Here is a 24,545-nt window from a genome sequence, read left to right as displayed (position 1 = left end):
GTAACGGACTACCGTTGTATTTACCTAACACATTGCCACCCGCCCCTGCCCGAAAAAAGATGTCGTACGAGATTTGACATCCCCGAATTTTCCGCTATAATCTTGGTCTTTCGCATCGCCCAGATGGCGGAATTGGTAGACGCACTAGGTTCAGGTCCTAGCGGTGGCAACACTGTGGAGGTTCGAGTCCTCTTCTGGGCACCAAGGTTCTAAAGGCCCGCTTCGGCGGGCCTTTTCCTTTTCTGCGTTTCGAAAACGCCTCCCCGCCCCACTCGCTTCAACCCCACTGGCACCCAAAAATGAAAAAACCCGTTGGTTCTGCCAACGGGTTTTTACTTTCCGATCCTCATCCGGCGAATCCAGACGAATTTGAGTCTGAATCAACCGGCAAGTTCTGGTCAGCCGACTTCGCCCTTCTTCAACCATGCCGCCAGCTGGTGCGGACGCAGGCTGTCGTATTCCTCGAACGGCTGATGGATCCAGGGGTTGGTGGGCAGGTACTGGAAGTAGAAGTCCGGGCGCACGGCAGAACATGCCTTGCACCAGATCACTGCGGATTTCACTTCGGTCACTGCAGGGAAATTCTCCTTCAGATGCCCCTGTACCTTCTCCAGCGTTACACCGGAATCCACGAGGTCATCCAGGAGCAATACCTTGCCGCCCAGGCTTCCCTTGGTCATGGTGATGTGCTTCGCAATATCCAGCTTACCCTGGGTCATACCAGCATCCTCGCGATACGAACTGGTCGAGAGGATCGCCAGCGGCACGTCAAAAATGCGCGAGAAAATATCCCCCGGACGCAATCCGCCGCGCGCAAGGCACAGCACCTGGTCGAACTTCCAGCCCGACTCGTGCACCATGCGCGCCAGCCCTACGACCGCGCGGTTGTAGTCATCCCAGGATACCCAGAGGTCCTTGTCGTCCGAGACGCCGATTGCCTTTTCAGTCATCTCAGTTCCAATCAAGCAAAGGGATGGCGAAGGACGATTGTCTCTTCACGGTCCGGTCCAGTGGACACCATGTCGACCGGCACGCCGACCAGTTCTTCGATGCGCTTTACGTACGCGCGCGCGTTTGCCGGCAGCGCGTCCATGGACTTCGCGCCAACCGTCGATTCGGTCCAGCCGGGCATCTGCTCATAAATCGGCTCGCAGCGGCCAGCGTCTTCCGCGCCAACCGGGAACACGTCGACCACCTTGCCGTCGAGCTTGTAGCCCGTGCAAAGCTGCAGCGTTTCGAGCCCATCGAGCACGTCGAGCTTCGTCAGGCACATGCCCGAGACGCCGTTGATTTGCACTGAACGGCGCAGCAGTGCGGCGTCAAACCAGCCGCAGCGGCGCGCACGACCAGTCACCGTACCGAATTCATGGCCGACGCTTGCCAGATGCTTGCCGACGCCTTGATCGGTCGGGAGTTCCGAGGGGAACGGGCCCGAACCCACACGCGTCGTGTACGCCTTCGTGATGCCCATAATGTAGTGCAACATGTTCGGACCGACGCCCGAACCTGCGGCGGCATTGCCCGCCACGCAGTTGCTCGATGTGACGAACGGATACGTGCCGTGGTCGACGTCAAGCAGGCTACCCTGCGCGCCTTCGAACAACAGGCTGGCACCCGCCTTGTACGCCGAATACAGCGCGCTGGACACGTCTGCAACCATCGGCCTGATACGCGGCACGGTAGCCAGCGCGTCGTCCAGGGTCTTTTGATAGTCGACCGGTTGCGCCTTCAGGTAGTTGGCCAAGACGAAGTTGTGATAGTCGAGATTCTCTTTCAGCTTCTCGGCAAAACGCTGCTCGTTGAGAAGGTCCGCAACGCGGATGGCACGGCGCGCAACCTTATCTTCGTAGGTCGGGCCGATGCCTTTTCCGGTCGTGCCGATCTTTGCGGCACCACGCGCCGCTTCACGCGCGGCATCCAGTGCTGTGTGATACGGAAGAATGACTGGACATGCCTCGGACACTTTCAGGCGGGAGACAACCTCCACGCCGACGCCTTGCAGCTTATCGATTTCACGCAGGAGATCGGGCACCGACAGTACGACGCCATTTCCGATATAGCAGGCGACGCCCGCGCGCATGATGCCCGAGGGGATCAGTTGAAGGGCCGTCTTCTGGCCGCCGATGACCAGCGTATGGCCGGCATTGTGCCCACCCTGGAAGCGAACCACACCTTGCGCGTGATCGGTCAGCCAATCGACGATCTTGCCTTTTCCTTCATCGCCCCACTGGGTGCCGATGACGACAACGTTCTTTGCCATGCTATTAACCTAGTTTTGTGAGAGTCCAGTTACCGTTTTCAAACACGACTGCACGATCGCAGTCGAATTCATCCTGATCGTTTTCATGTCCCGGAAGCGCTTGGATGACGACCTCACCAGCCTTTCGCAGTTCGGCAATCTTCTGGCGCAACGCGGGTTCCGTTCCCCATGGCGCGCGAATAGCCCGCTTGCGGTCGGCAATTGGGAGAAGCCGTGCCAGTTCACGCAAATCCATGGAAAAACCCGTCGCGGGACGCGCGCGGCCAAAAGCCTCGCCAACGTGGTCGTACCGCCCGCCACGCGCAACGGCATTTGGCAAGCCGGGAACATAGGCGGCGAACATGACGCCGCTGTGATAATGATAACCGCGCAAATCGGCCAGATCGATCGTGACACTGGCCCTGCCCGCTTGACTGGATAGCAACTCCAATTCATCCAGGGCGTTGGCAATGCCAGGCAGATTGGGCAGCACTTTCCGCGCACGGGCAATTGTCGACGCATCGCCGTAGAGATTCGGCAGGGCCAACAAGGCTTCCCGCGTCGTGGCATCGAAATCCTGTGTCAATGTACGCAAGCCGGGAATATCTTTACATTCGAGCAAGGTAAACAGCTCGTTTTCACACTTCCGGGCATTTGCGTCGTTTTCGACAATCGCGCGCAGGACGCCAACATGGCACAAATCCAGGCGAACCTCGGTCATGCCTGCAAGATTCAGCGAGGCCAGCGCCAATTCCTGGATTTCCGCATCCGCCTCAAGCCCTTTATGCCCGTAGATTTCAGCACCGATTTGCAGGGGTTCGCGGGTCGCATGGAGGCCGGATGGGCGCGTATGCAGAACGCTGCCCGCGTAGCAAAGCCGCGTAACCGATGAACGATTCAAGAGGTGCGCGTCGATGCGCGCCACCTGGGTTGTCATGTCAGCGCGAATTCCTAGCGTCCGGCCTGAAAGTTGGTCCACCAGCTTGAATATGCGCAGGTTCATATCCTGCCCTGCACCGGTGAGTAACGACTCCAGGTACTCCAGCATGGGTGGCATGACGAGCTCATAGCCGTACAAACGGAAGTTGTCGAGAAGCGAACGTCGCAACTCTTCGATCTTGCGCGCTTCGGACGGCAAAACGTCGGCAATGTTTTCAGGAAGTAGCCAATTTGGCATGTCAGGAAATACTGCTTTAAGAAAAAATGTGAACCAAGCTGAGCGTCGCCAAACCGCATAACAAAACAAGAAGACCGACGAAACGAATTTGTCCGTCGGTCAGTTGAGCGATGCGGTTAATTGTGTCGCGCCATTGCCTTGGGAAAAGAAATGGAATGATACCCTCAAGCAGGAGCATCAGGCCAAGCGCGAAAAACAACAGGCTTTTCACTTCCAGTCCGATTTACTTCTTCGGACTGGGTGCTGCCCCCGCTCCCGTGCTCTTGAAATACTTGAAGAATTCGGAGTTCGGGTCGATGACCATCATGTCATTCCGGTTCTTGAAGCTGGCACGATAAGCCTCAAGACTGCGGTAAAACTTGAAGAACTCCGGGTTCTGCCCGAAAGCCTGCGCGTAGATCTGCGTTGCCTTGGCATCGCCGTCACCACGAATATTCTCTGCCTCACGATAAGCCTCGGCCAAAATAACCGTGCGCTGGCGATCGGCATCCGCGCGGATCTTTTCAGATTCTGCAGCACCGGTCGAACGCAGCTCATTGGCGACGCGTGTGCGCTCCGCCTTCATGCGGTCATACACGGAGTTATTGATCTGCTCGACGTAATCCACACGCTTGAGGCGAACGTCGATGATTTCAACGCCGATCTGCTTTGCCTCGTCGGTCACCTTCTTCTGAATGGCGCTCATCACTTTACCGCGCTCTCCCGAGATGACTTCGCGGACGGTACGCTTGGTGATTTCCTCGTTCAGCGCCGCCTTGATGATCTGCGACATGCGGTCCTGGGCGCGGCGCTCGTCGCCGGTGAAGCTGATGAAATACAAGCGCGGATCAAGAATGCGCCACTTCACGTAGGCATCCACCAGGATGTTCTTCTTCTCCGCGGTGATGAAGCGGTCTGCCTCCGGCGTGTCAAGCGTCAGAATACGCTTGTCGAGGACGACAACGTTCTGGAACGGTGGCGGCAATTTGAAATGCAGGCCAGGCTCGCTGATGACTTTCTTGACCTCGCCAAGGGCGAATACGATCGCGTACTGGCGCTGGTCGACGACAAACAGCGTCGACAACAGGATCGAAAGAAGAATCAGTCCTGCGATGGTGTAAGAGACGAGACGGTTCATTATCGCGCCTCCCTGTCACGAGAATCACGGCCATCGCGACTGCGCGAATCCTTTTGTCGTTGCGTTTCCATCGATTGCAGTGGTTCCGGAGCCTGGGGCTGGTTCGAGGCCTGCGGCACGACTGCTCCGCTGGCCTTGGAAGTATCGCTGGCCGCCTGGGAAATCAGTTTATCGAGCGGCAGGTACAGCAAATTGCTGCCACTCTTGCTGTCAACCATGATCTTTGTTGTATTGGTAAAAATCTGCTGCATCGTATCCAGGTACATACGGTCACGCGTCACGGCAGGCGCCTTCTGGTACTCTGCAAGCACCTGCTTGAATCGGGATGCGTCACCTTGTGCATTCGCGACGACGCGTGAACGATAGGCCTCCGCTTCCTGGAGCAATCGCGACGCTGCACCGCGGGCACGCGGAATTACATCGTTCGCATACGCCTGGCCTTCGTTTTTCTGGCGCTCGCGATCCTGGCCCGCCTTTACCGCATCATCGAATGCAGCCTGCACCTGCTCGGGCGGCTGTACTGCCTGCATGGTGACATTCGTGATCTGGATACCTGCCTTGTAGCGGTCTGTGATCTGCTGCATCAGCTGGCTGACGTCGAATGCCACCTTTTCGCGGCCTTCATAGAGTACGAAGTCCATCTTGCTGCGGCCGACAATCTCGCGGATCGAGGTTTCCGCCACTTGGCGGACAAGCTCATCCTGCTCGCGATTGTTGAACAGCCACTCGGATGCATTCTTGAGCTTGTACTGGACCGCGAACTGGATGTCGATGATGTTTTCATCGTCGGTCAGCATCAGCGATTCCTTCGCCTGCTTGTTGCGGACGGTGGAACGGTAGCCGACTTCGACTGTCCGAACCTGCGAGACGTTGACGACTTCGTGGCTTTGAATAGGATAAGGCCAACGCCAGTTGAAGCCTGCCGGCGTGGAATGGCTGTACTTGCCGAAGGTGAGCACAACGCCAGTCTGCCCTTCCTGGACAATGAAAAAGCCGCTGACGAGCCACAGAAATCCGATGATCGCTGCGATTAGTCCGACCCCGATACCGGCGCCCCGCGCATCAGGATTGAATCCGCCACCATCGCCACCTCGCCCGCCCTTGTTGCCGAAGAGCCGGTTTAGCCGCTGGTTGAATTCGCGCCATAGCTGATCGAGATCCGGCGGGCCGTCATTGGGCCGCTTGCCATCCTGGTTTTGGTTCTGACCATTGTCCTGAGAGCCGCGGCCCCAACGGGGATCGTTCAGTGAGAACTTCAGGCCGATTTTTTTGAATAGAGGAACGGGCATTCTCTCGTTATCCGGCTTTGTTGTTAAAGGGTTGTACGGCTGGCTTGCTGTGAGGGCCTCTGACGAATTGAAACGTCCCTAGGTTCGTGCATCGTGCTGCTCGGGTACAGGCAGACGATCTAGACGCGCCATTGTGCTTGCCTTCGCATATTCGGTGACGGCTTCGCGTAGCAGATTGAGGCCGGTCCCCGTCTGGGCGCTTATGAAAACACGCCGGATTTTATCATATTCATCACGCTCCAAAGCCGGTTCCAGCCCTGCTGCGTCGATCTTGTTCCACACCAGAATCTGGGGAATATGATCGGCGCCGATCTCTGCGAGTACGGCATTGACCTGCTCGATCTGCTCCATCCGTGTAGGACTGGCTGCATCGACAACGTGCAGCAGGAGGTCGGCGTGAATCGTCTCTTCCAGCGTGGCGCGGAAAGCGGCCACGAGTTGGTGCGGCAGTTCCCGAATGAATCCGACAGTGTCGGAAATGACGATATTGCCCGCGTCGCCGAGGAAAATGCGGCGCGACGTCGTGTCGAGCGTCGCGAATAACTGGTCTGCTGCGTAAGCCTGGGCCTTCGTCAGCGAATTGAACAGCGTGGATTTTCCAGCATTGGTATAGCCAACGAGGGACACAGAAAAGGTGTTGTTCCGGCCGCGTGCACGACGCTGGGTTTCACGTTGCCGCTGCAGCTTGTCGAGCCGGATTCGCAGTGCCTTCACCCGATCACCGAGCAAACGACGGTCGGTCTCGAGCTGGGTTTCACCAGGACCACGCAAGCCAATACCGCCCTTCTGCCGCTCCAGGTGGGTCCATCCGCGGACGAGGCGTGTAGCGAGGTGCTGCAACTGCGCCAGCTCAACCTGCACCTTGCCTTCGTGGCTCTGCGCGCGCTGCGCGAAGATATCCAGGATCAGGCTAGTGCGGTCGACGACACGGGTCTTCAGGTGCCGCTCGAGGTTACGCTGTTGGGCTGGCGACAGCGCATGGTTGAAGATGACGATGTCGAGGCCCTCGCGCGAGACAGCCTCGGCAATCTCGCTTGCCTTGCCGGAGCCGACAAACAGGGCGGCATCCGGACTGGAACGTTTTCCTGTGATGGTTACAGAGGGCTCTGCCCCGGCCGATTTCGACAGCAGGGACAGTTCTTCGAGGCTTGCGGCAAAGTCACCCTTGCCGAAATCGACGCCGACTAATGCAGCGCGCATAAGGGGGAAAGACGAGGCAACGATATGTTATTCCGCGTCGGATTCGACATTGATATTGACGGCACGAGCCGGTACCACCGTGGAAATGGCATGCTTGTACACCATTTGCGTCACGGTATTGCGGAGCAGTACGACGTACTGGTCGAACGACTCGATGTGTCCCTGCAGCTTGATTCCGTTGACGAGATAGATCGAAACGGGAACATGCTCTTTGCGTAAGGCGTTGAGGAAGGGGTCTTGTAACAGTTGCCCTTTATTGCTCATGACGGCTCCATTGTGTAGTTTTGTGATGTGGAGTTGGAGGCACCCCGAAGGATTTCAAGTGCTTCCCTGATATATGAATTACGAATGTAATCGATTTTTGCGTTTCCTGCCAAGAGAATGGCTATTTTTGAGACTTGGCAAAAGGATTCTTGCTTGAACGCAGTTCGATACGTAATGGAGTGCCGACCAACGAAAAAGTTTCGCGGAAGTGTTTCTCGAGATACCGCTTGTAATTGTCATCCAGCGACTCGAGCGCGTTTCCGTGGATAACCACAACCGGTGGATTCATGCCGCCCTGGTGCGCGTAGCGAAGCTTGGGGCGAATCGAGCCTTTGCGGCGCGGCTGCTGATGCTCGACGGCTTCAATCAGGGCGCGTGTCAGGCGTGGCGTCGATAGCTTTGCCATTGCCGCGGCATAGGCGGAATCGATCGACTTCATCATTGGGGCAATGCCGCTGGCCTTGAGCGCCGAGATAAAGTGAAATTTCGCGAAAAACAGGAAGTTGAGCTTGCGCTCGATATCGATCTTGATCTCGTCGCGCCGATCCGATTCAAGGCCGTCCCATTTGTTCACCGCAACAACCAGCGCGCGTCCGGATTCGAGGACGAATCCAGCGATATGCGCATCCTGTTCGGAGATGTCCTGCTGGGCATCAAGAAGCAGGAGAACGACATTCGCTTCGGAAATCGATTGCAGGGTTTTGACGACCGAGAATTTTTCGATCGCCTCGAATACTTTGCCGCGTCGGCGAATACCGGCTGTATCGATCAACGTGTAGTGCTTGCCGTCACGCTCGAATGGAATTTCGATTGCGTCGCGGGTCGTGCCCGGCATGTCGAACGCAATGACGCGATCTTCACCCAGGAGGGTGTTCACCAAGGTCGACTTGCCGACGTTTGGACGGCCGACAATGGCGATCTTGACCCCCTTTTGGCCTGGGTCGACGGGCGCGTCTTCCGGGGGGCGCTGGGCAATAGCGAGGTCTAGGGCTTCATTGACCAGGTCAGGCACCCCGTCGCCGTGCGCTGCCGAGATAACGTAGGGGTCACCGAGGCCAAGCTCGTAGAAATCCGCCGTCACCGACGTGTACTTCATGCCCTCGGCCTTGTTCACGACCAGCATGACCGGCCGTCCGGCCTTGCGCAGGAAATCGGTGATGGTCTTGTCATGCGGCGTCATGCCCTGGCGGCCGTCGACGATGAAAACAACCACATCCGCTTCCACGACCGCCTGCTTCGTCTGCTTGGCCATCTCGTGCATGATGCCTTCCTTGGCGACCGGCTCAAAACCGCCGGTATCGATGACCAGGAAAGGACGCTCGCCGACCCGGCCTTCGCCATAGTGGCGGTCGCGGGTCAGACCCGGAAGGTCGGCAACCAATGCATCGCGCGACCGGGTCAGCCGGTTGAACAACGTGGATTTACCGACGTTCGGTCGGCCTACTAATGCTATTACCGGCTTCATTCAATACTCACTCTGTTGCCAAGGCAACAATTGTTCCCGCTTGCGTCTGGAAAACGGCGCTGTTGGCCGAAAGCGGAGATACTGCAACCACGCGGCTGCCGTCTGTCGAAACGCGGGCGAGGAATGCGCCATCCTCGCGAGACAGGAAATGGATATAGCCCTCGGTATCGCCGACGGCAAGTGCGCGCGCCATCACGACCGGGGACGACAGGCGGCGGTTGGCCAGCTTGTTGTTGCGCCATGCACCAGAGCCAGTATCGCGGGCCAATGCGGTTACGGCGCCGCGCTCGTCGGCAGCGTAAACATTGCGCTCGTCGACAGCTACGCCGACCTCGCTTGACATGTCCTTGGCCCAACGGGGTGCGCCACTGGTGGCATCAAAGCAGGCCACCCTGCCCTGATAAGCGACCGCACAAACGTCCCGCCCGGCGACAAAGGGCGTGCCGGACAGGTCGGCAATCCGTTCGAGCTCGGTTGTTCCACGAGGATCACCGACCGCAACTTCCCAGCGCGCACCGCCATTGCTAAGGGCGAGTGCAAGCAAGCGGCCTCCGGGCAGCGCGACATAAGCGGTAGTACCGGACACTGCAATGCCCGGAGCCGTGCGCAGGGTCAAGGGGGGAGACGTGCGTTGCACGGCCCAACGGCGCGAGCCGGTTTCCGCATCATAGGCTGTGATGCGGTTATCGACGCTACGCACGACGATCACGCCTTGCCCGACTGCTGGAGCGGAAAGAATCTCGCTCGATGCCTGCGCTTTCCAGCGCACCTTGCCATCAATGTCGAGCGCAAGCAGGACACCCTTTTCCGCTGCAACCGCTACGGTATTGCCGTCGCTGCCTACGCCAGAGGTAAGGCGCGCATCAGTATTGATACGCCACACGGTACGGCCACTGCCGGCGTCGATCCTGACCACGGTACCGTCAGCTCCCGCAGCAAACACGTTGTTCCCGGCGACAGCGGGCGAAAACACGAACTCGCCTGCAGTGCCGACTGAAGTCGACCACGCGGTCCGGACACCCAGCGTCTGCTTGAAATCCTCGAGCGCCGCCGGCGGGTTTCGCGGAGCCGGCTTGCTCGCAAATGGATTCAATGAGGAGCAGCCCGCCACGAGGGCGACCATGCCGACACACGTCAGCTTCACCGCAATACGCATTTCTTCCCCTTGTCGTTTTTCTTGTTAAGCAGCGCCCTTGGCCTGCTCACCGCCCAATGCGTCCAGCTTCAACTGAATCAACTGCCGCGCGGGGTTTTTTCCATCGGTCTTTTCGAGGGCGGCCTTGTACGCGGCGCGCGCATCGTCGATCTTGGACTGTGCAACGAGGATGTCACCCTTGCGGTCGGCAACGGGGCCGGCAAACTGCGCGGGGAAATCGCCGGCAAGGAGTTTCAGGCCTTCGTCATACGCTTTCTCGTCAAGCATAATGCCGGCAAGACGGATTTTTGCTATCGCCTTGTACTCATCGGACGTACCATTGTCCACAACCCATTGCAGCTGGGTCTTTGCTGTCTTCAAGTCATTCGCATCGAAGGCGCTCTTTGCTGCTGCCAGTGCCGCCATCTGGGCATAGGCCGTGCCGCCGAACTTGGCGGTCATATCAATCGCGGCGCGCTGAACCTTGCCGTTATCCTTCGACGCAGCGGCCTTTTGCAGCTCTTCATACAACTGGCCGGCTTGGGCCGCCTGGTTGCGCTGGTAGTAGTTCCAACCGGTCCAGGCAGCGTAACCCGCCAAGGCGATGATCAACAGCCAGGTAAGGAGATTGCCGTACTGATTCCACCATGCCTTGAGCGTGGCTAGCTGTTCTTGTTCTTCGAGATCGTATGCCATGATGTCTTGATGTTAGTGGTGATGGTGATGCGTCGGATCGTCGCACTCGTCGCCGCACAGCGTCTGATCAACGACGTAGTTGACGACAGATTCGAGGGGAACGGTCGTCTGGTTGTTTTCCGTGTCTTCTGAACGCAGATTCTTGACGGCGACGATGCCTTTGGCGACTTCGTCGTCACCGATAATCACCGCGTAGTTGGCGCCGCTTGCATCGGCACGCTTCATCTGTGATTTGAAGCTGCTTCCGCCATTCGACGACGCGCAGTTCAGGACAACGTCGAGGCCGGCGTCACGCAGCCTCTCGGCGACCACGAAAGCCTGTTCCTGCGCCGCGTCCCCCTGATGCACCACGTACACGTCGCACTGGTTCGGAGTGAACTGTTCGCCCGATGCCTTGAGAAGTTCGAGAAGGCGCTCAACACCGATGGCAAAGCCACAAGCCGGCGTAGGTTTGCCTCCGAACATTTCGATCAAAGGATCGTAACGGCCGCCGCCGCACACCGTACCTTGGGAACCAAGCTGGTCGGTGACCCATTCGAAGACCGTGCGATTGTAGTAATCCATGCCACGAACGAGACGCGGATTGATCGTGAACGGGATGCTGTTGTTGCGCAGGATGCGCTGGACACCTTCGAAGTGCGCGCGCGACTCATCGCCGAGGTAATCGAGCAGCTGGGGCGCCTTGTTGACCATCTCCTGCATGGCGGGATTCTTGGTATCGAGGATGCGCAAGGGATTGGAATGCAGGCGGCGCTGTGCGTCCGCATCCAGCAATTCCTTGTGCTGCTCGAAGTAGGCAATCAAATCCGCACGATGGCGATTGCGTTCCTCGGCGTTTCCGATCGAATTCAGTTCAAGGCGGATGTTGTCCAGCCCGAGGTCATCCCACAGGCGCTGGCAGAGCATGATGAGTTCGGCGTCGATATCCGGGCCGGTAAAGCCGAGCGCTTCCGCGCCTACCTGATGGAACTGGCGGTAGCGTCCGCGTTGCGGCTTCTCGTGACGGAACATCGGGCCGGCGTACCAGAGGCGCTTCGGACCGTCGTAGGTCAGGTTGTGCTCAAGTGCGGCACGCACGACGCCCGCGGTGCTCTCGGGACGGAGCGTCAGCTGGTCGCCATTCATGGTGTCGACGAAGGAGTACATTTCCTTTTCGACGATATCGGTAACTGCCCCGAGTCCGCGCGCAAACAGCGGCGTCGGTTCGACGATCGGCGTGCGGATCTGCTGGTAGCCGTAGCTCTTCAACACCGATTGCACGGTGTTTTCAAACAGTTCCCACAATGGTGCATCGGCGGGCAGGATGTCGTTCATCCCTTTTACGCCGAAGATCTTCTCTGCTTTCTTGTTGTCAGACATGCTCTTTGGAGGCAATGCGCGCGTCGATCAGTTCTCGACGGCGGTACTGCCGTAACGGGTTTTCACATAATCCAGGACGATAGCCTGGAACTCTTCTGCGATACGGTCGCCGCGCAAGGTGACCTTCTTTTCGCCATCGACAAATACCGGTGCTGCCGGCGACTCGCCGGTACCCGGCAGGCTGATGCCGATATTTGCATGCTTGGATTCGCCCGGACCATTGACGATGCAGCCCATGACAGCAACGTTCATGTTCTCGACCCCGGGATACTGCTTCTTCCATACCGGCATCTGGTCGCGCAAATAGGTCTGGATGCGGTCGGCAAGCTCCTGGAACACGGTCGACGTCGTGCGTCCGCAGCCAGGGCAGGCAATGACCATGGGAGTGAACTTCCGCAAGCCCATCGTTTGCAGGATTTCTTGACCAACCACGACTTCCTTCGTACGGTCGCCGCCGGGCTCCGGCGTAAGCGAAATCCGGATTGTGTCCCCAATGCCTTCCTGTAGAAGGACCGATAGCGCAGCCGTGGACGCAACAATGCCCTTGCTCCCCATGCCCGCCTCGGTCAAGCCGAGGTGCAATGGGTAATCACAACGGCGGGCGAGTTCGCGGTAGACGGCGATAAGGTCCTGTACACCGGACACCTTGCACGAGAGGATGATCTTGTCGCCGGCCAGTCCCAGTTCTTCCGCACGGCGTGCATTTTCGATTGCGGACGTCACCAGCGCTTCGTACATCACCGCCTTGGCATCCCAGGGTTCGGAACGCAGGGCGTTTTCGTCCATGATGCGCGCCAGCAGGTCCTGGTCAAGGCTTCCCCAGTTCACACCAATGCGCACCGGTTTGTCGTACCTGCAGGCCGTTTCGATCATCTGAGCAAACTGGGTGTCGCGCTTGGCGCCCTGCCCCACGTTGCCCGGATTGATGCGGTATTTGGACAAAGCCCGAGCGCACTCGGGAAAATCATTCAGGAGCTTGTGGCCGTTGTAATGAAAATCGCCGACGAGAGGGACGTCGACACCCATCTTGTCGAGCTGTTCGCGAATCGCAATCACCGCGGCCGCCGCTTCCGGATTGTTGACCGTGATGCGCACGACCTCGGATCCGGCGCGCGCAAGATCCTTGATCTGGATTGCGGTGCCGATCGCATCGGCCGTGTCGGTATTGGTCATCGACTGGACCATGACGGGCGCGCCGCCACCAACCATGACCGTTTTACCCGCATAGCGAATTGCGACTGCGCGCGTCTTGCGTCTCTGCAGCGGGCCGGAGTCGATAGGTAAATTCGGAAGTGCCATTATTCGCTGCCTACTTCACGGTTAAACGGGCGACATTGTTCTTGGCGTTTGCCTTCAATTCCAGAGGGGCGCCGCGCAGGCTCGCATCCACACCAGAAGCATTGCCGATCACGACAGTGACGGGTTCGGCAACCTGCACATTTTCTGTCTCGCCGGACTTCACAATGCGCGACAGAAGGACGCTATTGTCACCGCTTCGACGGATTTCGATCCACGATTCCTCGCGCACCTTGAGTTGGAGTCCATCCTTGCCTGCGGCAGGCGCTGCGTCTGTCATCGCGGGCTGCGTTGCGACCGCGGCAGGCGCAGGGGAAGTCTGCACCGCTGGCGCGCCCGGCTGCGGCGGCGCTTCGCTGATGGCCGTTACGGGAGCGCTTGCCTCGGCGGGCGGAGTAACGGGCACCTCAGTTTTCAACTCGGCGGACGGCTTCATTTCATCTGCGCTCGCCGCGGATGCGGGACTCTCCTTGACCGCTGACGAAGAGGACTCCGAGACATCGAGTTGTTCGCCACGGTGCCGGCCCGCCCAGATGCCGACGGCCACCAGCACGAGCAACAGTGCACCCACCACCCACTTGGACGAAACGCCGGGGCGCTCCGTCATGGACGGCATGCGTGAATCGGCAAAAGGCGTCGACAGCGACTTTTGCGGCGTGAGTGAATTGTGTACAAGGACGGTTTCTCCGCCGAGGTCGGCGAGCAGAGGAACAGCGTCGATTTTCAGCAGCTTCGCGTAGGCGCGGACAAAACCGCGCACGATCGCCATGCCTGGAAGGGCCGCATAATCGTCGCGCTCGATTGCCAGGACCTGGCGGGGGGCAAGATTCAACTGGCTTGCCACTTGCTCGACGCTCCAGCCGCGCTCCTCGCGCAATGCGGCGAGCCGCGCGCCTGGCGACGTCTTCGGCAGCCGGTCCTCCGCTTCGCTGGAGACCGGCTGGTCGTTTACTCCGGAATCACTCATCAAATGCTCCGCGTTGATACGCTGCGAATTCAGCAGAGCCGCCATGGCGGCGACGCAATTGCGTGGCCAGGCTTGTTTCGGCCGCACGGTCGCCTAGCTTGCGCTCGACCTTGATGGCCAGCCAAAGCACGTCAGCGGTCATGACGTCCGACTTCATCACGCGTCCGATGTAGAAGCGTGCGCGCTCATAGTCGCCCTGGTCGTAGTAAATGCGCGCCAAGTTGGAATTGGTCGTCGGATTGCCCGGATCGTACTGGAAAGCCTGGGAAAAGTAGCGCTCGGCAGCGGCCTTGTTCTTCAGCTTCATGCTGCAGATTCCGGCGTTATTCAACGCCTTTGCCGGCGACTGGTAAGCCCTGTTCTTTAATGCCGCGTCAAAATAGACGATCGATTCCTTTTCACGGCCGTTCTGGCACAGGAACCATCCATAGTTATTGTTGAAATCCGGTGTATTCGGGGACAACTTGATCGCCTGGAGGAAGTTTTCTTCGGCCAGCTTGTTTTCGCCCATGTCCATGTAGATCAGTGCACGCATGACATAGGCGTCGGCGAATGACGGATCGGCGACGAGTGCCTGTCGGATCTCGTCAAGCGCGACGGCCATCTGGCGCTGCTCGTAGTAACCCACGGCGAGCTGCAGGCGAATCTGTGCGCGACGACGGTTATCTGTCTGGTCGGAGGTTGCGGGTGCCTCCCCCTGCGGCGCGGGAGTGGGACCGGATGCGCAACCAGTCAGGAACGCCGCGGACGCAATCAAGGCCGCGAGCAAAGCATTCACCCGGATTGTCGTCACCTGGGCACCTCGACGATACGACCAAAATTCTTTCCGAATTTTTCCTGGTATTCCGCCATCTTCTGCATGCGTTCCTGCACACGGGTACGGTCCTGCACTTCGCCCGCGAGCTGCCCGCAAGCGGCATCGATATCGTCGCCGCGCGTCTTCCTGATCGTCGTGACAATGCCAGCATCGATCAGGACCTGGGCAAAAGCCTTGATGCGCGTATTGTTGGAACGCGTCAGGCCCGACTCAGGGAAAGGATTGAACGGAATCAGATTGAACTTGCACGGCACGGATTCGGCGCCGTTTTGCACGAGCGCGATAAGTTCACGCGCATGGGTATCCGTGTCGTTGACGCCGTCCAGCATGCAGTATTCGAAGGTAATGAAATCGCGCGGCGCAAACTCGAGGTAACGCCGGCACGCCGCCATCAACTCCTTCAGCGGGTACTTCTTGTTCAATGGCACCAGGCCATCGCGCAACGGGTCGTTGGACGCGTGCAGTGACACGGCGAGGGCGACCGGGCAATCCTGCGACAGCTTGTCGATCATCGGCACGACGCCGCTGGTTGAAACCGTGACGCGACGGCGGGACAGTCCGTAGGCGTTATCGTCAAGCATCAGCTTGAGCGCCGTCACTGTCGGCTCGAAATTGAGCAGCGGCTCGCCCATTCCCATCATGACGACATTGGTAATCTGGCGCTCCCCCTTGGGTCCCGGCTCGATGCCCTTGGTGCGGCGCAATTCGAACTCCGCCATCCATAGTTGGCCAATGATTTCGCCTACCGACAGATTGCGGCTGAAGCCCTGCTTGCCTGTGGAGCAGAATCGGCAATTGACCGCACACCCGGCCTGCGTGGACACGCATAGCGTTCCGCGGTTTTCTTCCGGGATAAATACGGTTTCGACCGCATTCCCCTGCCCGACGTCCAGCAGCCATTTGCGGGTGCCGTCGGAGGAAATGTGATCACTGATGATCTTGGGTGCAGTAATCGTCGCGCGCGATTTGAGCTTGTCCCGCAAGGATTTTGCGAGATCGGTCATCGCATCGAAGTCGCTGGCGCCGAATTGGTGGATCCAGCGCTGCAATTGCTTGGCGCGAAACGGTTTCTCACCCAACTCGCCGCAGTAGGCGACAAGTTGCGCGGGATCGAGATCCAGCAGGTTGGTGAGAGCCGTCATAGAAGTATTTCATTCCTGCGTTCAACCTTGAAAATAAACAATCCATCAAGGTGAACGCAATGTCAAATTAGCGGGAGTAAACGTTCAGGGCCGGGAAGAAATACGCGATTTCGACCTTGGCGGTTTCGGCGGCGTCGGAGCCATGCACAGCGTTGGCGTCGATGGAATCGGCGAAATCGGCACGGATGGTGCCCTTGTCAGCCTTCTTCGGATCGGTGGCGCCCATCAGTTCACGATTCTTGGCAATCGCGTTTTCGCCTTCCAGCACCTGGATCATGACCGGGCCGGAAACCATGAAGTCAACCAGGTCCTTGAAGAAGGGGCGCTCGCGGTGCACGGCGTAGAAGCCTTCGGCTTCAGCGCGGGACAGTTGAGCCATACGCGAAGCGACGATCTTCAGGCCGGCGTTTTCGAAGCGGGTGTAGATTTGGCCGATAACGTTCTTTGCGACTGCGTCCGGTTTGATGATCGACAGGGTGCGTTCGATTGCCATCTGTAAAAACTCCAATAAAAATAAAGGGTTAAGGTTATCAATTGAGAAATCAACTAACCTTTAATTGTAGCACGAAAGCCCTTCCACCCGATGCATCGCCCTTGCCGAACTTAACATCCACGCGTTCATCTATACTGAAGATGTGCGTGTTATGCTTTTACCACTTTCATCCTTGCAAAACGTCGTTGGAGGCAATATGGACCAAAACCTGCAGCATACCTACAGCGCTCCGTCGGAAGCGCTGGTCGTTCGCAACCGCGTGTTGCGCAACACCTATTGGCTGCTCGCCCTCTCCATGGTGCCCACGGTAATCGGAGCCTGGCTGGGTGTTCAGCTCAAATTCACGTTCTTCGCGGGCAGCCCGTTCATCGGGTTCATGGTTTTCCTGGCGATTGCATTTGGTTTCTTTTATGCAATTGAACGGACGAAGAATTCCGGGTTGGGTGTCGCCATCCTGCTCGGCTTCACATTCTTCATGGGCCTGATGCTGTCGCGCTTGATCGGTCACGTTCTCGGATTCTCGAACGGCGCATCGTTGATCATGACCGCATTTGGCGGTACGGCGACCATTTTTGCCGCGATGGCCTCGATTGCGACGGTATCGAAGCGCGATTTCTCGGGGATGGGGAAATGGTTGTTTGCAGGCGTTCTTGTCATCTTGGTCGCAGCGCTGGCAAACGTCTTCCTGCAACTGCCCGCGCTCTACCTGGCCGTGTCGGTCCTCGCCATCGGCATTTTTTCAGCATTTATTCTATATGACGTTCAGCAGGTGATCAACGGCGGCGAAACCAATTACATCACCGCGACGCTTGCCATCTACCTGGACGTTTACAATATTTTCAGCAACCTGCTGGCGCTGCTTGGCATCTTTGGCGGCGATAACGACTGATACCGCAGTAAACGATGTAAAAAGCCGGCTGAAGAGCCGGCTTTTTTATTGCGTGGAGCGATTTACGCCGCAAGGTCAAACACCGCAATGGACTCCACATGCGCGGTGTGGGGGAACATGTTAACAACGCCAGCCTGTCTCAAGGTATAGCCACCCTGGTGCACCAGGTAACCAGCATCGCGGGCAAGCGTGGACGGACTGCACGAGACATAGACAAGCCGTTTCGGCTTCATTTCCGGATGCTGCTCACCCAGCGCAACAATTGCCTGGCACACGGCAATTGCCCCCTCCCGCGGCGGATCGATCAGCATGCGGTCGAAGCGGCCAAGGGCGGCGAAGTCATCCGCAGTCGCTTCAAACAGGTTCCGGCAATGGAACGTCGTCTTGCCGTCAAGGCCATTGGCCCGGGCATTGGCGAGCGCGCGTTCGGTGAGCGCGGTGCTTCCCTCGATCCCCACGACCTCTTTTGCCTGTGTGGCAAGCGGAAGCGTGAAATTGCCCAGGCCGCAAAACAGGTCGGCCACGCGCTCTCCAGGCTGCACACCCAGGAGACTCAGCGCCTTGGCGACCAGCACCCGGTTGATGTGATGGTTGACCTGCGTAAAATCGGTTGGCTTGAACGGCATGCGCACGCCGAATTCCGGAAGCACGTATTCAAGCTGAACATCTGTGGGGTAGAACGGATAGACGGTGTCCGGCCCCTTGGGCTGGAGCCACCATTGGATCCGGTATTCATCGGCAAAGGCGCGCAGTTTCTGTTCGTCCTCAGCGGTCAGTGGCGCCATGATGCGCAGGACCAGCGCCGTCACGCTTTCGCCGACTGCCAGTTCGATCTGGGGCATCTGCTCGAAAATCGTCAGCGACTCGACCACCCGGCGCAACGGCACGAGCATGGCAGAGACGTTGGGCGGCAGGATTTCGCAGGTCTTCATATCGGCGATAAAGGATGACTTCCGTTCATGGAAGCCGACCAGGACGCCACCCTTCTTCTGCACATTTCGCACGGACAGACGCGCACGGTAGCGATAACCCCAAGTAGGACCGTAGATAGGCCGCATCATGCGTTCGGCGCGCACCTTCCCGATGTGCCAGAGATTGTCCTCCAATACACGTTGCTTGATCGCGACCTGCGCGGCGGGCTCAAGGTGCTGCATTGCACATCCGCCGCAAATGCCGAAATATGCGCATTTCGGATCGACGCGCAACGAAGATTCGCTATGCAGTTCGGTCAGTGTGGCCGCTTCCCATTTCGGCTTCTTGCGAAAGGACTGGAAGCTGACGCGCTCCCCGGGCAAGGCGCCTTCGACGAAGATGACCTTGCCGGGCGTGCCGTCCTCGTTGGTCAGGTGGCCAACTCCGCGGCCTTCCATGTCAAGGGATTCGATTTCGATAAAGTTCTGCTGCATGGCTACAAAAAAAGAAATACCGGGCGCGTGCCAGCCCGGGAAGCAAGTTATCGGAAGTGTTGTAGCGCCCTCAGGCGGGAGGCCAGGCGGAGAGATACTCTTTCCAGTGCGGACCGTCGAGCAGCGCAAGAGATGACCTCACAAGGTCAATCTCGACATTGTACGCTTCGCGGGACATGGCGCCGCGCATCAGGAGGTAACGGCAGTAGACGAGATAGGTATTGACTACGTCGGTCTCGCAATAATCGCGAATCTCGCCCAGGCGCCCTTCCTGATACAGCGCCCACACTTGAGAACCGTCCACGCCGAGTTTGCCAGGAAATCCGCAGAGCTTGGCCAAGTCGTCGAGCGGTGCATTGGCTCGCCCGGTGTACAGCGCGAGCAGGTCCATCAGGTCAAGATGGCGCGTATGGTAGCGGCTCAGGTAGTTGTTCCACTTGAAATCGCGATCATCTTCACCCATCTCCCAGTACCGGGACGCACAGACACCGTTGATCATTGCGCGGTAGTGAAGAACCGGAAGGTCGAAGCCTCCGCCGTTCCATGACACGAGTTGCGGCGTGTATTTGTCGATGATGCGGAAAAAGTCATTGACCAGCTTTGGCTCCTGGTCCTCCAGGCTGCCGAGCGATCGAACGCGAAAGCCTTCGTCGTCCCTGAAGACGCAGGATATCGCCGCGATGCGATGCAAATGGTGCTGCAGGAATTCGGAGCCAGTTTTCTCGCGACGCTCGGCGAATGCCTGCGTCGCGACGTCGGCATCACTCATCGTCGCCGGATGCCCATGCAAGGTGCGAAGACCGACCACATCGGGAATCGTCTCGATGTCGAACACAAGAACAGGAATCACAGCAAAGCGTCCTTGCCGACGCCTCTCGCGGTCAGGGCACGCTTGAGCTTGACCAGGGCTTCCTGCTGGATCTGGCGCACGCGTTCACGCGTGACGCTCATTTCCGCAGCAAGCTCCTCAAGGGTAGCGGGATCATCATTGTCGAGACCGAAACGGCGCACGATCACGACACGCTGCTTGTCCGGCAGCTTCTTCAGCCAGTCGCGGACGAGAACGGTCATTTCATGGTGCTCCGCACGAGAATCCGGCCCGTCTTCGACGTCGCCCGGAAGCATGTCCATGAGGCTTGCCTGCGGGTCGTTGTCCAGGGGGGCATCAAGCGAAGTCGCATGCTCGGAGAGCGCGAGGATGTCCTGCACGTCTTCCACCGGCCGCTCGACGAGATGGGCAATATCTTCCGCCGTCGCGTCCTTTCCATCATGGTGCTGCGCTTCGAGGTGATATTTGGCCCGCAGGATCTGGTTGAGTTCTCTCACCATGTGCACGGGCAGCCGCACCGTGCGCGCCTGGTTCATGATCGCGCGCTCGATGCTTTGGCGAATCCACCAAGTGGCATATGTCGAGAAACGGAAACCGCGTTCCGGCTCGAACTTGTCGATCGCGCGCATCAGGCCGAGGTTGCCCTCCTCGATGAGGTCAAGCAGGACGACGCCGCGATTGATATAGTGTTTTGCAATCGACACAACCAGGCGAAGGTTATGTTCGATCATCTTCTGGCGCGCCTCGAAGTTGCCCTGCTTCGCCAACGTGGCGTAGCGTACCTCTTCCTCCACCGTCAGCAGGGGACGAGCGCCAATCTGGTTCAGGTAATGCTGGGTCGTATCCGTCGACAGTTCCGCCGCGAGTACCGTTTTCAGTTCATCCACCGGGTCGGCCGCGGTGGCGGACGAACCTTCCGATCGCTCCCCGCTCTCGCTCTCGTCGCCCAACCCGCCCTCGTCATCTGCAACGTTGAGCGGGATGTCATCGGCAATGTCATCCGAAGGGGTATCGTCATCGAGCGGATCGTGTGGGATGCGATTCATTTAGCGGCTTGGCAAATATTTTGACGGATCGACTGGCTTTCCTTGCTGGCGAATCTCGAAATGCAGTTTTACCTCTTCGGAATCGGAATTCCCCATCTCGGCAATCTTCTGCCCCTTCGTCACATTTTGATCCTCTTTGACGAAGATGGTTTTGTTGTGCGCATAAGCAGACAGCAGATTATTGGAATGTTTGACAATCACAAGATTCCCGTATCCCCGAATGCCGCTTCCAGCATACAGCACTTTGCCGGATCCCGCCGCTAAAACCGGCTGCCCCATCTTGCCAGCAATATCGATGCCTCTCTTGCCTTCGCCAAAGTGACTGATGATTTTCCCGTCCGCCGGCCAGATCCAGGCGATGTTCTCATCGTCCGCGGCAGGAATCTGCGGCACATCCGGTACCTTTTCAGCCGGCTTTGGCGGTTCCGCCTTGGCGACAGGTGGTGTTGCCGGCGTGACGTCGGTTTTTTGCAATTCCGCCAAGGCAGCATCGGAATAAGGACGCTTCTCGCCCTTGGGCGCTGTTTTGTTCGGGACAGGCGTACCCGATGCCGGAGGTGTCAATGGGCGCACTTCGACGCCCGAAGAGGTGGCTACGCTGCCGGTCTGCGCGCCGCCTTCGGGAGGCAATACGCGCAACACCTGATCGACCTTGATGTCGTTCGGATTGGCAAGATTGTTCCATGCAACGATATCGCGGTAGTTCTGCCCGAAGTCGAGAGCGATCTGGATCAGCGTATCGCCCTTCCGAACGGTGTAATAGCCGCGGTCTGCCTGTTTTCCTGCGGCGACAGGTGGCGCCGGCTGGGTTACCGGCTTCGGCGGCTCGGCAGGCTTGACCGATACCGGCCGATCAACCACCGGCGCAGGCTGGTGCGGCGCAGTCGTACATGCGGTGATCAGCAGCGGCAGGGACGCCAGGAATACAAGTCGTGCTTTTTTCATTCTCATAAAGTTAAACATTTGGCGACGAATTGTCGGCTTGCGTTTCAATCTGAAACAGGCTTACACGACACCGGGACGCAGCGGAACGAAATGGCAATCTTCGAGCGTCGTATTCGTCCACTCGAACTTCCCTATGCGCTCGATAAGCTGGAGTACCTGATGGCGCCCCCCGACCGGTGCGACGAGTCGTCCTCCGATGCTGAGCTGCTCGAGCAGGGCCTGCGGAACTTCCAGTCCCGCGGCGGCAAGAATAATACCGTCGAACGGGGCTGCCTGAGGCAGGCCAAGCATACCATCTCCATACTGCAAGCGGATGTTGGCAATCCGAAGCGGCCGCAGGTTCGACTTGGCAAGTTCATGCAGAGGCTTGATGCGCTCGATGGAGTAAACCTCTTTGGCCACCAGCGACAATACGGCCGCCTGGTAGCCGCATCCGGTCCCGATTTCCAGCACCTTGTCGAGAACCCCGCCGTTTCCGTTTGCACGCATGACTTCGATCATTCGTGCGACGATATAAGGCTGCGAAATGGTCTGATGGTGGCCGATCGGCAGTGACGCATCGATATAAGCCTGGCTTGCGAGCGCGGGCTCGACGAAGAGATGGCGCGGCACAGCATCGAGGGCTGCGAGAACTTTCGCATCCTTGACGCCCTGCTTCGCCACGCGGGCTACCATTGCCCCGCGGACGGCATCGGATACGAGGGTCGTGCTGCGCGGCGCAATGGGCGCTGGCGGCGGAGTCCGTGCCGTCATCGGTGAAGGCGATTCATTCGTGCGGCCGCGCACCACGTTTTGCGCCGCATTCTGCGTGGCCGTCTGGGGTGTCGCAACCTTGCGCGACGCCGGACCTGCGCGCTCGGCCTTTGCCGACTTCTCGACGACGGATGACAGCGTCAAGGGAAAGCGCTTGTCCTTGGTCGTCATGACAAACCCTTTTTCAATACATCGAGCTGGGCGTTGTGTGTCAGGTCGATCTGCAGCGGCGTGACCGAAACGTAGCCGTGGGAAACCGCATGGAAATCCGTGCCTTCGCCGGCATCCTTTGCTTTGCCCGCGGGTCCGATCCAGAAAATTTCACGTCCATGGGGATCTTGTGCCTTGATGACCGGCTCCGATTCGTGCCGCTTGCCAAGACGCGTGGCCCGCATTCCCTTGATTTCTTCGTAAGGCAGATTCGGAATGTTGACATTCAACAGGTACGGGCGCTTCAACATGCCAAAATCACGCTCCACAAAATCGCGTGCGATGTGGGCAGCGGCGTCGACATGCGCCCACCCTTTTTCCACTTGAGAAAAGGCGATTGCCGGAATGCCGAACAGGAATCCTTCGGTTGCGGCGGCAACCGTCCCGGAGTAGAGGGTGTCATCGCCCATGTTCTGTCCCTGGTTGATCCCGGAGACGATCAAGTCAGGTTTGAAAGACAGTCCTCCTGTCAGCGCGACGTGGACGCAGTCCGAAGGTGTGCCGTTGACGAAATAGAACCCGTTTTCGGCGCGATGCACTGACAGTGGACGATCGAGCGTCAATGAATTCGAGCTTCCGGAACGGTTGCTGTCGGGTGCGACAACCACAATTTCTGCAATGGGCTTGAGCGCATCGACCAAGGCGACGATTCCCGGAGCAAGGTAACCATCGTCGTTACTAACGAGAATTTTCATAAGCGAATTTTAACCGAAGGGACCTGCGCTCCCTGCAGTAGTGTTGACATTTTGCGGCATAAGAATAAAATGAAACGACCGTTCTTTTTTATTCCAAAACCATCAAGGAGACACAATGAAAGCGATCGTCTGCAAATCGTGGGGACTACCGGACACTTTGGTCGTGGAAGACCTGCCGGACGCAGCCCCGGGCCCTGGCGAGGTTTCCATTGATGTCCACGCAGCCGGCGTCAACTTCCCTGACGTCCTGATCATCCAGAATAAATACCAGTTCAAACCCGAACTTCCCTTCACGCCGGGCAGTGAGCTCGCGGGTGTGGTGCGCTCCGTCGGCGAAGGTGTCACGCATATCAAGGCGGGCGACAAGGTGCTCGCCTTTGTCAGCCTTGGCGCATTTGCCCAGCAAATCACTGCACCGGCAAAGGCCGTCGTTCCCATGCCGCCCGGTCTTGATTTCGACACCGCGGCGGCATTCACGCTCACCTACGGGACCTCCCATCATGCCGTGGTCGACCGCGCGCAGCTCAAGGCCGGAGAAACAATGCTGGTGCTTGGCGCTGCCGGCGGCGTAGGCCTTGCTGCCATTGAGATCGGCAAGGCGCTCGGCGCACGCGTCATCGCCGCCGCCTCCACCGATGAAAAACTCGCCATCTGCAAAGAGCATGGCGCCGACGCGACGATCAATTACACGACCGAGGATTTGCGCGAGGCGATCAAAGCAGCGACCGACGGCAAGGGACCAGACGTGATTTACGATCCGGTCGGTGGCGTCTATGCCGAGCCGGCATTCCGGTCCATCGCGTGGCGGGGCCGTTACCTCGTCATCGGCTTTGCCAATGGCGAGATCCCGAAGCTGCCGCTCAACCTTCCGCTCCTCAAGGGCGCTTCGCTAGTCGGCGTATTCTGGGGTGAATTTGCCAAGCGCGAGCCGAAGTCGAACCTGGCCGCAATGCAGCAGTTGATGGGATGGATGGCAGAAGGGAAAATCCGCCCGCATATCTCCGGTCGTTATGCATTGGCAGACACGCCGAAGGCCCTCAACGACATGGCAGCGCGCAAGGTGACGGGAAAAGTGGTGATTCAGCCGCAGAAATAACCTGCAACAAGCACTCCCGC

General features: G+C 58.4%; 25 protein-coding genes and 1 tRNA gene. 3 read left to right on the top strand and 23 right to left on the bottom strand.

Going from position 1 to position 24,545, the window contains the following annotated elements; all coding sequences use genetic code 11:
- Nucleotides 1–117: 117 nt before the first annotated feature.
- A tRNA-Leu gene (locus ACNOHI_RS09040) sits at nucleotides 118–204 on the top strand.
- 194 nt (nucleotides 205–398) lie between these two features.
- On the opposite strand, the gene ACNOHI_RS09035 is transcribed toward ACNOHI_RS09040, so the two are convergent.
- From ACNOHI_RS09035 to ndk, 17 genes are all read right to left on the bottom strand, one after another.
- The gene (locus ACNOHI_RS09035) at nucleotides 399–935 is read right to left on the bottom strand and encodes a phosphoribosyltransferase (protein ID WP_420474364.1); all 537 of its coding nucleotides are present in this window, start codon (nucleotides 933–935) and stop codon (nucleotides 399–401) included.
- A gap of 26 nt (nucleotides 936–961) precedes the next feature.
- Nucleotides 962–2,260: an adenylosuccinate synthase gene (locus ACNOHI_RS09030; protein ID WP_420474326.1), complete on the bottom strand. Its 1,299-nt coding sequence runs from the start codon at nucleotides 2,258–2,260 to the stop codon at nucleotides 962–964.
- 4 nt (nucleotides 2,261–2,264) lie between these two features.
- Nucleotides 2,265–3,416, bottom strand: coding sequence for an ATP phosphoribosyltransferase regulatory subunit (locus ACNOHI_RS09025; protein WP_420474325.1), 1,152 nt, complete (start codon nucleotides 3,414–3,416; stop codon nucleotides 2,265–2,267).
- 16 nt (nucleotides 3,417–3,432) lie between these two features.
- Nucleotides 3,433–3,627, bottom strand: a complete 195-nt coding sequence (locus ACNOHI_RS09020; protein ID WP_420474324.1) for a DUF2065 domain-containing protein — start codon at nucleotides 3,625–3,627, stop codon at nucleotides 3,433–3,435.
- A gap of 12 nt (nucleotides 3,628–3,639) precedes the next feature.
- Nucleotides 3,640–4,533: a protease modulator HflC gene (gene hflC, locus ACNOHI_RS09015; RefSeq protein WP_420474323.1), complete on the bottom strand. Its 894-nt coding sequence runs from the start codon at nucleotides 4,531–4,533 to the stop codon at nucleotides 3,640–3,642.
- The gene (gene hflK / locus ACNOHI_RS09010; RefSeq protein ID WP_420474322.1) at nucleotides 4,533–5,822 is read right to left on the bottom strand and encodes an FtsH protease activity modulator HflK; all 1,290 of its coding nucleotides are present in this window, start codon (nucleotides 5,820–5,822) and stop codon (nucleotides 4,533–4,535) included. Before hflK ends, hflC begins: the two co-directional genes overlap by 1 nt.
- 78 nt (nucleotides 5,823–5,900) lie before the next feature.
- A complete protein-coding gene (gene hflX, locus ACNOHI_RS09005; protein ID WP_420474321.1) occupies nucleotides 5,901–7,022 on the bottom strand; it encodes a GTPase HflX in 1,122 nt (373 codons plus the stop codon).
- Between the two features lie 27 nt (nucleotides 7,023–7,049).
- Entirely contained in the window at nucleotides 7,050–7,286 is a 237-nt protein-coding gene (gene hfq / locus ACNOHI_RS09000; RefSeq protein WP_057291543.1) for an RNA chaperone Hfq, read from the bottom strand.
- Nucleotides 7,287–7,407: 121 nt separating this feature from the next.
- Nucleotides 7,408–8,751, bottom strand: coding sequence for a ribosome biogenesis GTPase Der (gene der, locus ACNOHI_RS08995; RefSeq protein ID WP_420474320.1), 1,344 nt, complete (start codon nucleotides 8,749–8,751; stop codon nucleotides 7,408–7,410).
- A 7-nt stretch (nucleotides 8,752–8,758) separates the two neighbouring features.
- The gene (gene bamB, locus ACNOHI_RS08990) at nucleotides 8,759–9,907 is read right to left on the bottom strand and encodes an outer membrane protein assembly factor BamB (RefSeq protein ID WP_420474319.1); all 1,149 of its coding nucleotides are present in this window, start codon (nucleotides 9,905–9,907) and stop codon (nucleotides 8,759–8,761) included.
- A gap of 24 nt (nucleotides 9,908–9,931) precedes the next feature.
- On the bottom strand, nucleotides 9,932–10,582 hold the full coding sequence (locus ACNOHI_RS08985) for a tetratricopeptide repeat protein (RefSeq protein WP_420474318.1): 651 nt from the start codon (nucleotides 10,580–10,582) through the stop codon (nucleotides 9,932–9,934).
- Between the two features lie 12 nt (nucleotides 10,583–10,594).
- On the bottom strand, nucleotides 10,595–11,941 hold the full coding sequence (gene hisS / locus ACNOHI_RS08980) for a histidine--tRNA ligase (RefSeq protein ID WP_420474317.1): 1,347 nt from the start codon (nucleotides 11,939–11,941) through the stop codon (nucleotides 10,595–10,597).
- A 27-nt stretch (nucleotides 11,942–11,968) separates the two neighbouring features.
- A complete protein-coding gene (gene ispG, locus ACNOHI_RS08975) occupies nucleotides 11,969–13,240 on the bottom strand; it encodes a flavodoxin-dependent (E)-4-hydroxy-3-methylbut-2-enyl-diphosphate synthase (protein WP_420474316.1) in 1,272 nt (423 codons plus the stop codon).
- A 10-nt stretch (nucleotides 13,241–13,250) separates the two neighbouring features.
- Complete coding sequence (locus ACNOHI_RS08970; RefSeq protein ID WP_420474315.1) at nucleotides 13,251–14,204, bottom strand: RodZ domain-containing protein; 954 nt, start codon at nucleotides 14,202–14,204, stop codon at nucleotides 13,251–13,253.
- Entirely contained in the window at nucleotides 14,197–14,982 is a 786-nt protein-coding gene (gene pilW, locus ACNOHI_RS08965; protein WP_420474314.1) for a type IV pilus biogenesis/stability protein PilW, read from the bottom strand. The genes ACNOHI_RS08970 and pilW overlap by 8 nt, the downstream gene beginning before the upstream one ends.
- 11 nt (nucleotides 14,983–14,993) lie before the next feature.
- A complete protein-coding gene (rlmN, locus tag ACNOHI_RS08960) occupies nucleotides 14,994–16,163 on the bottom strand; it encodes a 23S rRNA (adenine(2503)-C(2))-methyltransferase RlmN (protein ID WP_420474313.1) in 1,170 nt (389 codons plus the stop codon).
- Between the two features lie 67 nt (nucleotides 16,164–16,230).
- Complete coding sequence (gene ndk / locus ACNOHI_RS08955; protein WP_420474312.1) at nucleotides 16,231–16,656, bottom strand: nucleoside-diphosphate kinase; 426 nt, start codon at nucleotides 16,654–16,656, stop codon at nucleotides 16,231–16,233.
- A gap of 196 nt (nucleotides 16,657–16,852) precedes the next feature.
- Between ndk and ACNOHI_RS08950 the strand changes: the two genes are divergently transcribed.
- Nucleotides 16,853–17,545 carry a Bax inhibitor-1/YccA family protein gene (locus ACNOHI_RS08950; RefSeq protein ID WP_420474363.1) on the top strand — a complete coding sequence of 231 codons (693 nt, stop codon included), beginning with the start codon at nucleotides 16,853–16,855 and terminating at the stop codon, nucleotides 17,543–17,545.
- A gap of 62 nt (nucleotides 17,546–17,607) precedes the next feature.
- Here the strand turns inward: ACNOHI_RS08950 and rlmD are convergent, their stop codons facing one another.
- The 6 genes from rlmD to surE all read right to left on the bottom strand — a co-directional run bounded on the left by rlmD (nucleotide 17,608) and on the right by surE (nucleotide 23,429).
- Entirely contained in the window at nucleotides 17,608–18,951 is a 1,344-nt protein-coding gene (gene rlmD / locus ACNOHI_RS08945) for a 23S rRNA (uracil(1939)-C(5))-methyltransferase RlmD (RefSeq protein ID WP_420474311.1), read from the bottom strand.
- A gap of 70 nt (nucleotides 18,952–19,021) precedes the next feature.
- Nucleotides 19,022–19,801 (bottom strand): 3'-5' exonuclease, encoded by a 780-nt coding sequence (locus tag ACNOHI_RS08940; RefSeq protein WP_420474310.1) that lies wholly within the window; start codon nucleotides 19,799–19,801, stop codon nucleotides 19,022–19,024.
- A complete protein-coding gene (gene rpoS / locus ACNOHI_RS08935) occupies nucleotides 19,798–20,826 on the bottom strand; it encodes an RNA polymerase sigma factor RpoS (RefSeq protein ID WP_420474309.1) in 1,029 nt (342 codons plus the stop codon). The genes ACNOHI_RS08940 and rpoS overlap by 4 nt, the downstream gene beginning before the upstream one ends.
- On the bottom strand, nucleotides 20,827–21,771 hold the full coding sequence (locus tag ACNOHI_RS08930) for a peptidoglycan DD-metalloendopeptidase family protein (RefSeq protein ID WP_420474362.1): 945 nt from the start codon (nucleotides 21,769–21,771) through the stop codon (nucleotides 20,827–20,829).
- 60 nt (nucleotides 21,772–21,831) lie between these two features.
- Nucleotides 21,832–22,695 carry a protein-L-isoaspartate(D-aspartate) O-methyltransferase gene (locus ACNOHI_RS08925; protein WP_420474308.1) on the bottom strand — a complete coding sequence of 288 codons (864 nt, stop codon included), beginning with the start codon at nucleotides 22,693–22,695 and terminating at the stop codon, nucleotides 21,832–21,834.
- A complete protein-coding gene (gene surE / locus ACNOHI_RS08920) occupies nucleotides 22,692–23,429 on the bottom strand; it encodes a 5'/3'-nucleotidase SurE (protein WP_420474307.1) in 738 nt (245 codons plus the stop codon). Before surE ends, ACNOHI_RS08925 begins: the two co-directional genes overlap by 4 nt.
- A gap of 115 nt (nucleotides 23,430–23,544) precedes the next feature.
- Here surE and ACNOHI_RS08915 point away from each other — a divergent pair, with 115 nt between their 5' ends.
- Nucleotides 23,545–24,525, top strand: coding sequence for an NADPH:quinone oxidoreductase family protein (locus ACNOHI_RS08915; RefSeq protein ID WP_420474306.1), 981 nt, complete (start codon nucleotides 23,545–23,547; stop codon nucleotides 24,523–24,525).
- Nucleotides 24,526–24,545 lie beyond the last annotated feature (20 nt).

The organism is Noviherbaspirillum sp. ST9 (assembly GCF_048799745.1).
Lineage (GTDB): Bacteria > Pseudomonadota > Gammaproteobacteria > Burkholderiales > Burkholderiaceae_D > Noviherbaspirillum.
Note: the sequence above shows the minus strand (reverse complement) of the source record. Positions and strands in the feature narration are given on the sequence as shown.

What these genes read in the sequence shown, in the direction of transcription:
- ndk (WP_420474312.1), bottom strand. Translation starts at nt 16,656, where the DNA reads ATGGCAATCGAACGCACCCTGTCGATCATCAAACCGGACGCAGTCGCA.
- surE (WP_420474307.1), bottom strand. Translation starts at nt 23,429, where the DNA reads ATGAAAATTCTCGTTAGTAACGACGATGGTTACCTTGCTCCGGGAATC.
- ACNOHI_RS09025 (WP_420474325.1), bottom strand. Translation starts at nt 3,416, where the DNA reads ATGCCAAATTGGCTACTTCCTGAAAACATTGCCGACGTTTTGCCGTCC.
- hflC (WP_420474323.1), bottom strand. Translation starts at nt 4,533, where the DNA reads ATGAACCGTCTCGTCTCTTACACCATCGCAGGACTGATTCTTCTTTCG.
- der (WP_420474320.1), bottom strand. Translation starts at nt 8,751, where the DNA reads ATGAAGCCGGTAATAGCATTAGTAGGCCGACCGAACGTCGGTAAATCC.
- bamB (WP_420474319.1), bottom strand. Translation starts at nt 9,907, where the DNA reads ATGCGTATTGCGGTGAAGCTGACGTGTGTCGGCATGGTCGCCCTCGTG.
- ACNOHI_RS08950 (WP_420474363.1), top strand. Translation starts at nt 16,853, where the DNA reads ATGGACCAAAACCTGCAGCATACCTACAGCGCTCCGTCGGAAGCGCTG.
- ACNOHI_RS09030 (WP_420474326.1), bottom strand. Translation starts at nt 2,260, where the DNA reads ATGGCAAAGAACGTTGTCGTCATCGGCACCCAGTGGGGCGATGAAGGA.
- hisS (WP_420474317.1), bottom strand. Translation starts at nt 11,941, where the DNA reads ATGTCTGACAACAAGAAAGCAGAGAAGATCTTCGGCGTAAAAGGGATG.
- rlmN (WP_420474313.1), bottom strand. Translation starts at nt 16,163, where the DNA reads ATGACGGCTCTCACCAACCTGCTGGATCTCGATCCCGCGCAACTTGTC.
- hflK (WP_420474322.1), bottom strand. Translation starts at nt 5,822, where the DNA reads ATGCCCGTTCCTCTATTCAAAAAAATCGGCCTGAAGTTCTCACTGAAC.
- ACNOHI_RS08915 (WP_420474306.1), top strand. Translation starts at nt 23,545, where the DNA reads ATGAAAGCGATCGTCTGCAAATCGTGGGGACTACCGGACACTTTGGTC.
- rlmD (WP_420474311.1), bottom strand. Translation starts at nt 18,951, where the DNA reads ATGCAGCAGAACTTTATCGAAATCGAATCCCTTGACATGGAAGGCCGC.
- hfq (WP_057291543.1), bottom strand. Translation starts at nt 7,286, where the DNA reads ATGAGCAATAAAGGGCAACTGTTACAAGACCCCTTCCTCAACGCCTTA.
- ACNOHI_RS08930 (WP_420474362.1), bottom strand. Translation starts at nt 21,771, where the DNA reads ATGAAAAAAGCACGACTTGTATTCCTGGCGTCCCTGCCGCTGCTGATC.
- ACNOHI_RS08970 (WP_420474315.1), bottom strand. Translation starts at nt 14,204, where the DNA reads ATGAGTGATTCCGGAGTAAACGACCAGCCGGTCTCCAGCGAAGCGGAG.
- ACNOHI_RS08985 (WP_420474318.1), bottom strand. Translation starts at nt 10,582, where the DNA reads ATGGCATACGATCTCGAAGAACAAGAACAGCTAGCCACGCTCAAGGCA.
- ACNOHI_RS08925 (WP_420474308.1), bottom strand. Translation starts at nt 22,695, where the DNA reads ATGACGACCAAGGACAAGCGCTTTCCCTTGACGCTGTCATCCGTCGTC.
- hflX (WP_420474321.1), bottom strand. Translation starts at nt 7,022, where the DNA reads ATGCGCGCTGCATTAGTCGGCGTCGATTTCGGCAAGGGTGACTTTGCC.
- ispG (WP_420474316.1), bottom strand. Translation starts at nt 13,240, where the DNA reads ATGGCACTTCCGAATTTACCTATCGACTCCGGCCCGCTGCAGAGACGC.
- rpoS (WP_420474309.1), bottom strand. Translation starts at nt 20,826, where the DNA reads ATGAATCGCATCCCACACGATCCGCTCGATGACGATACCCCTTCGGAT.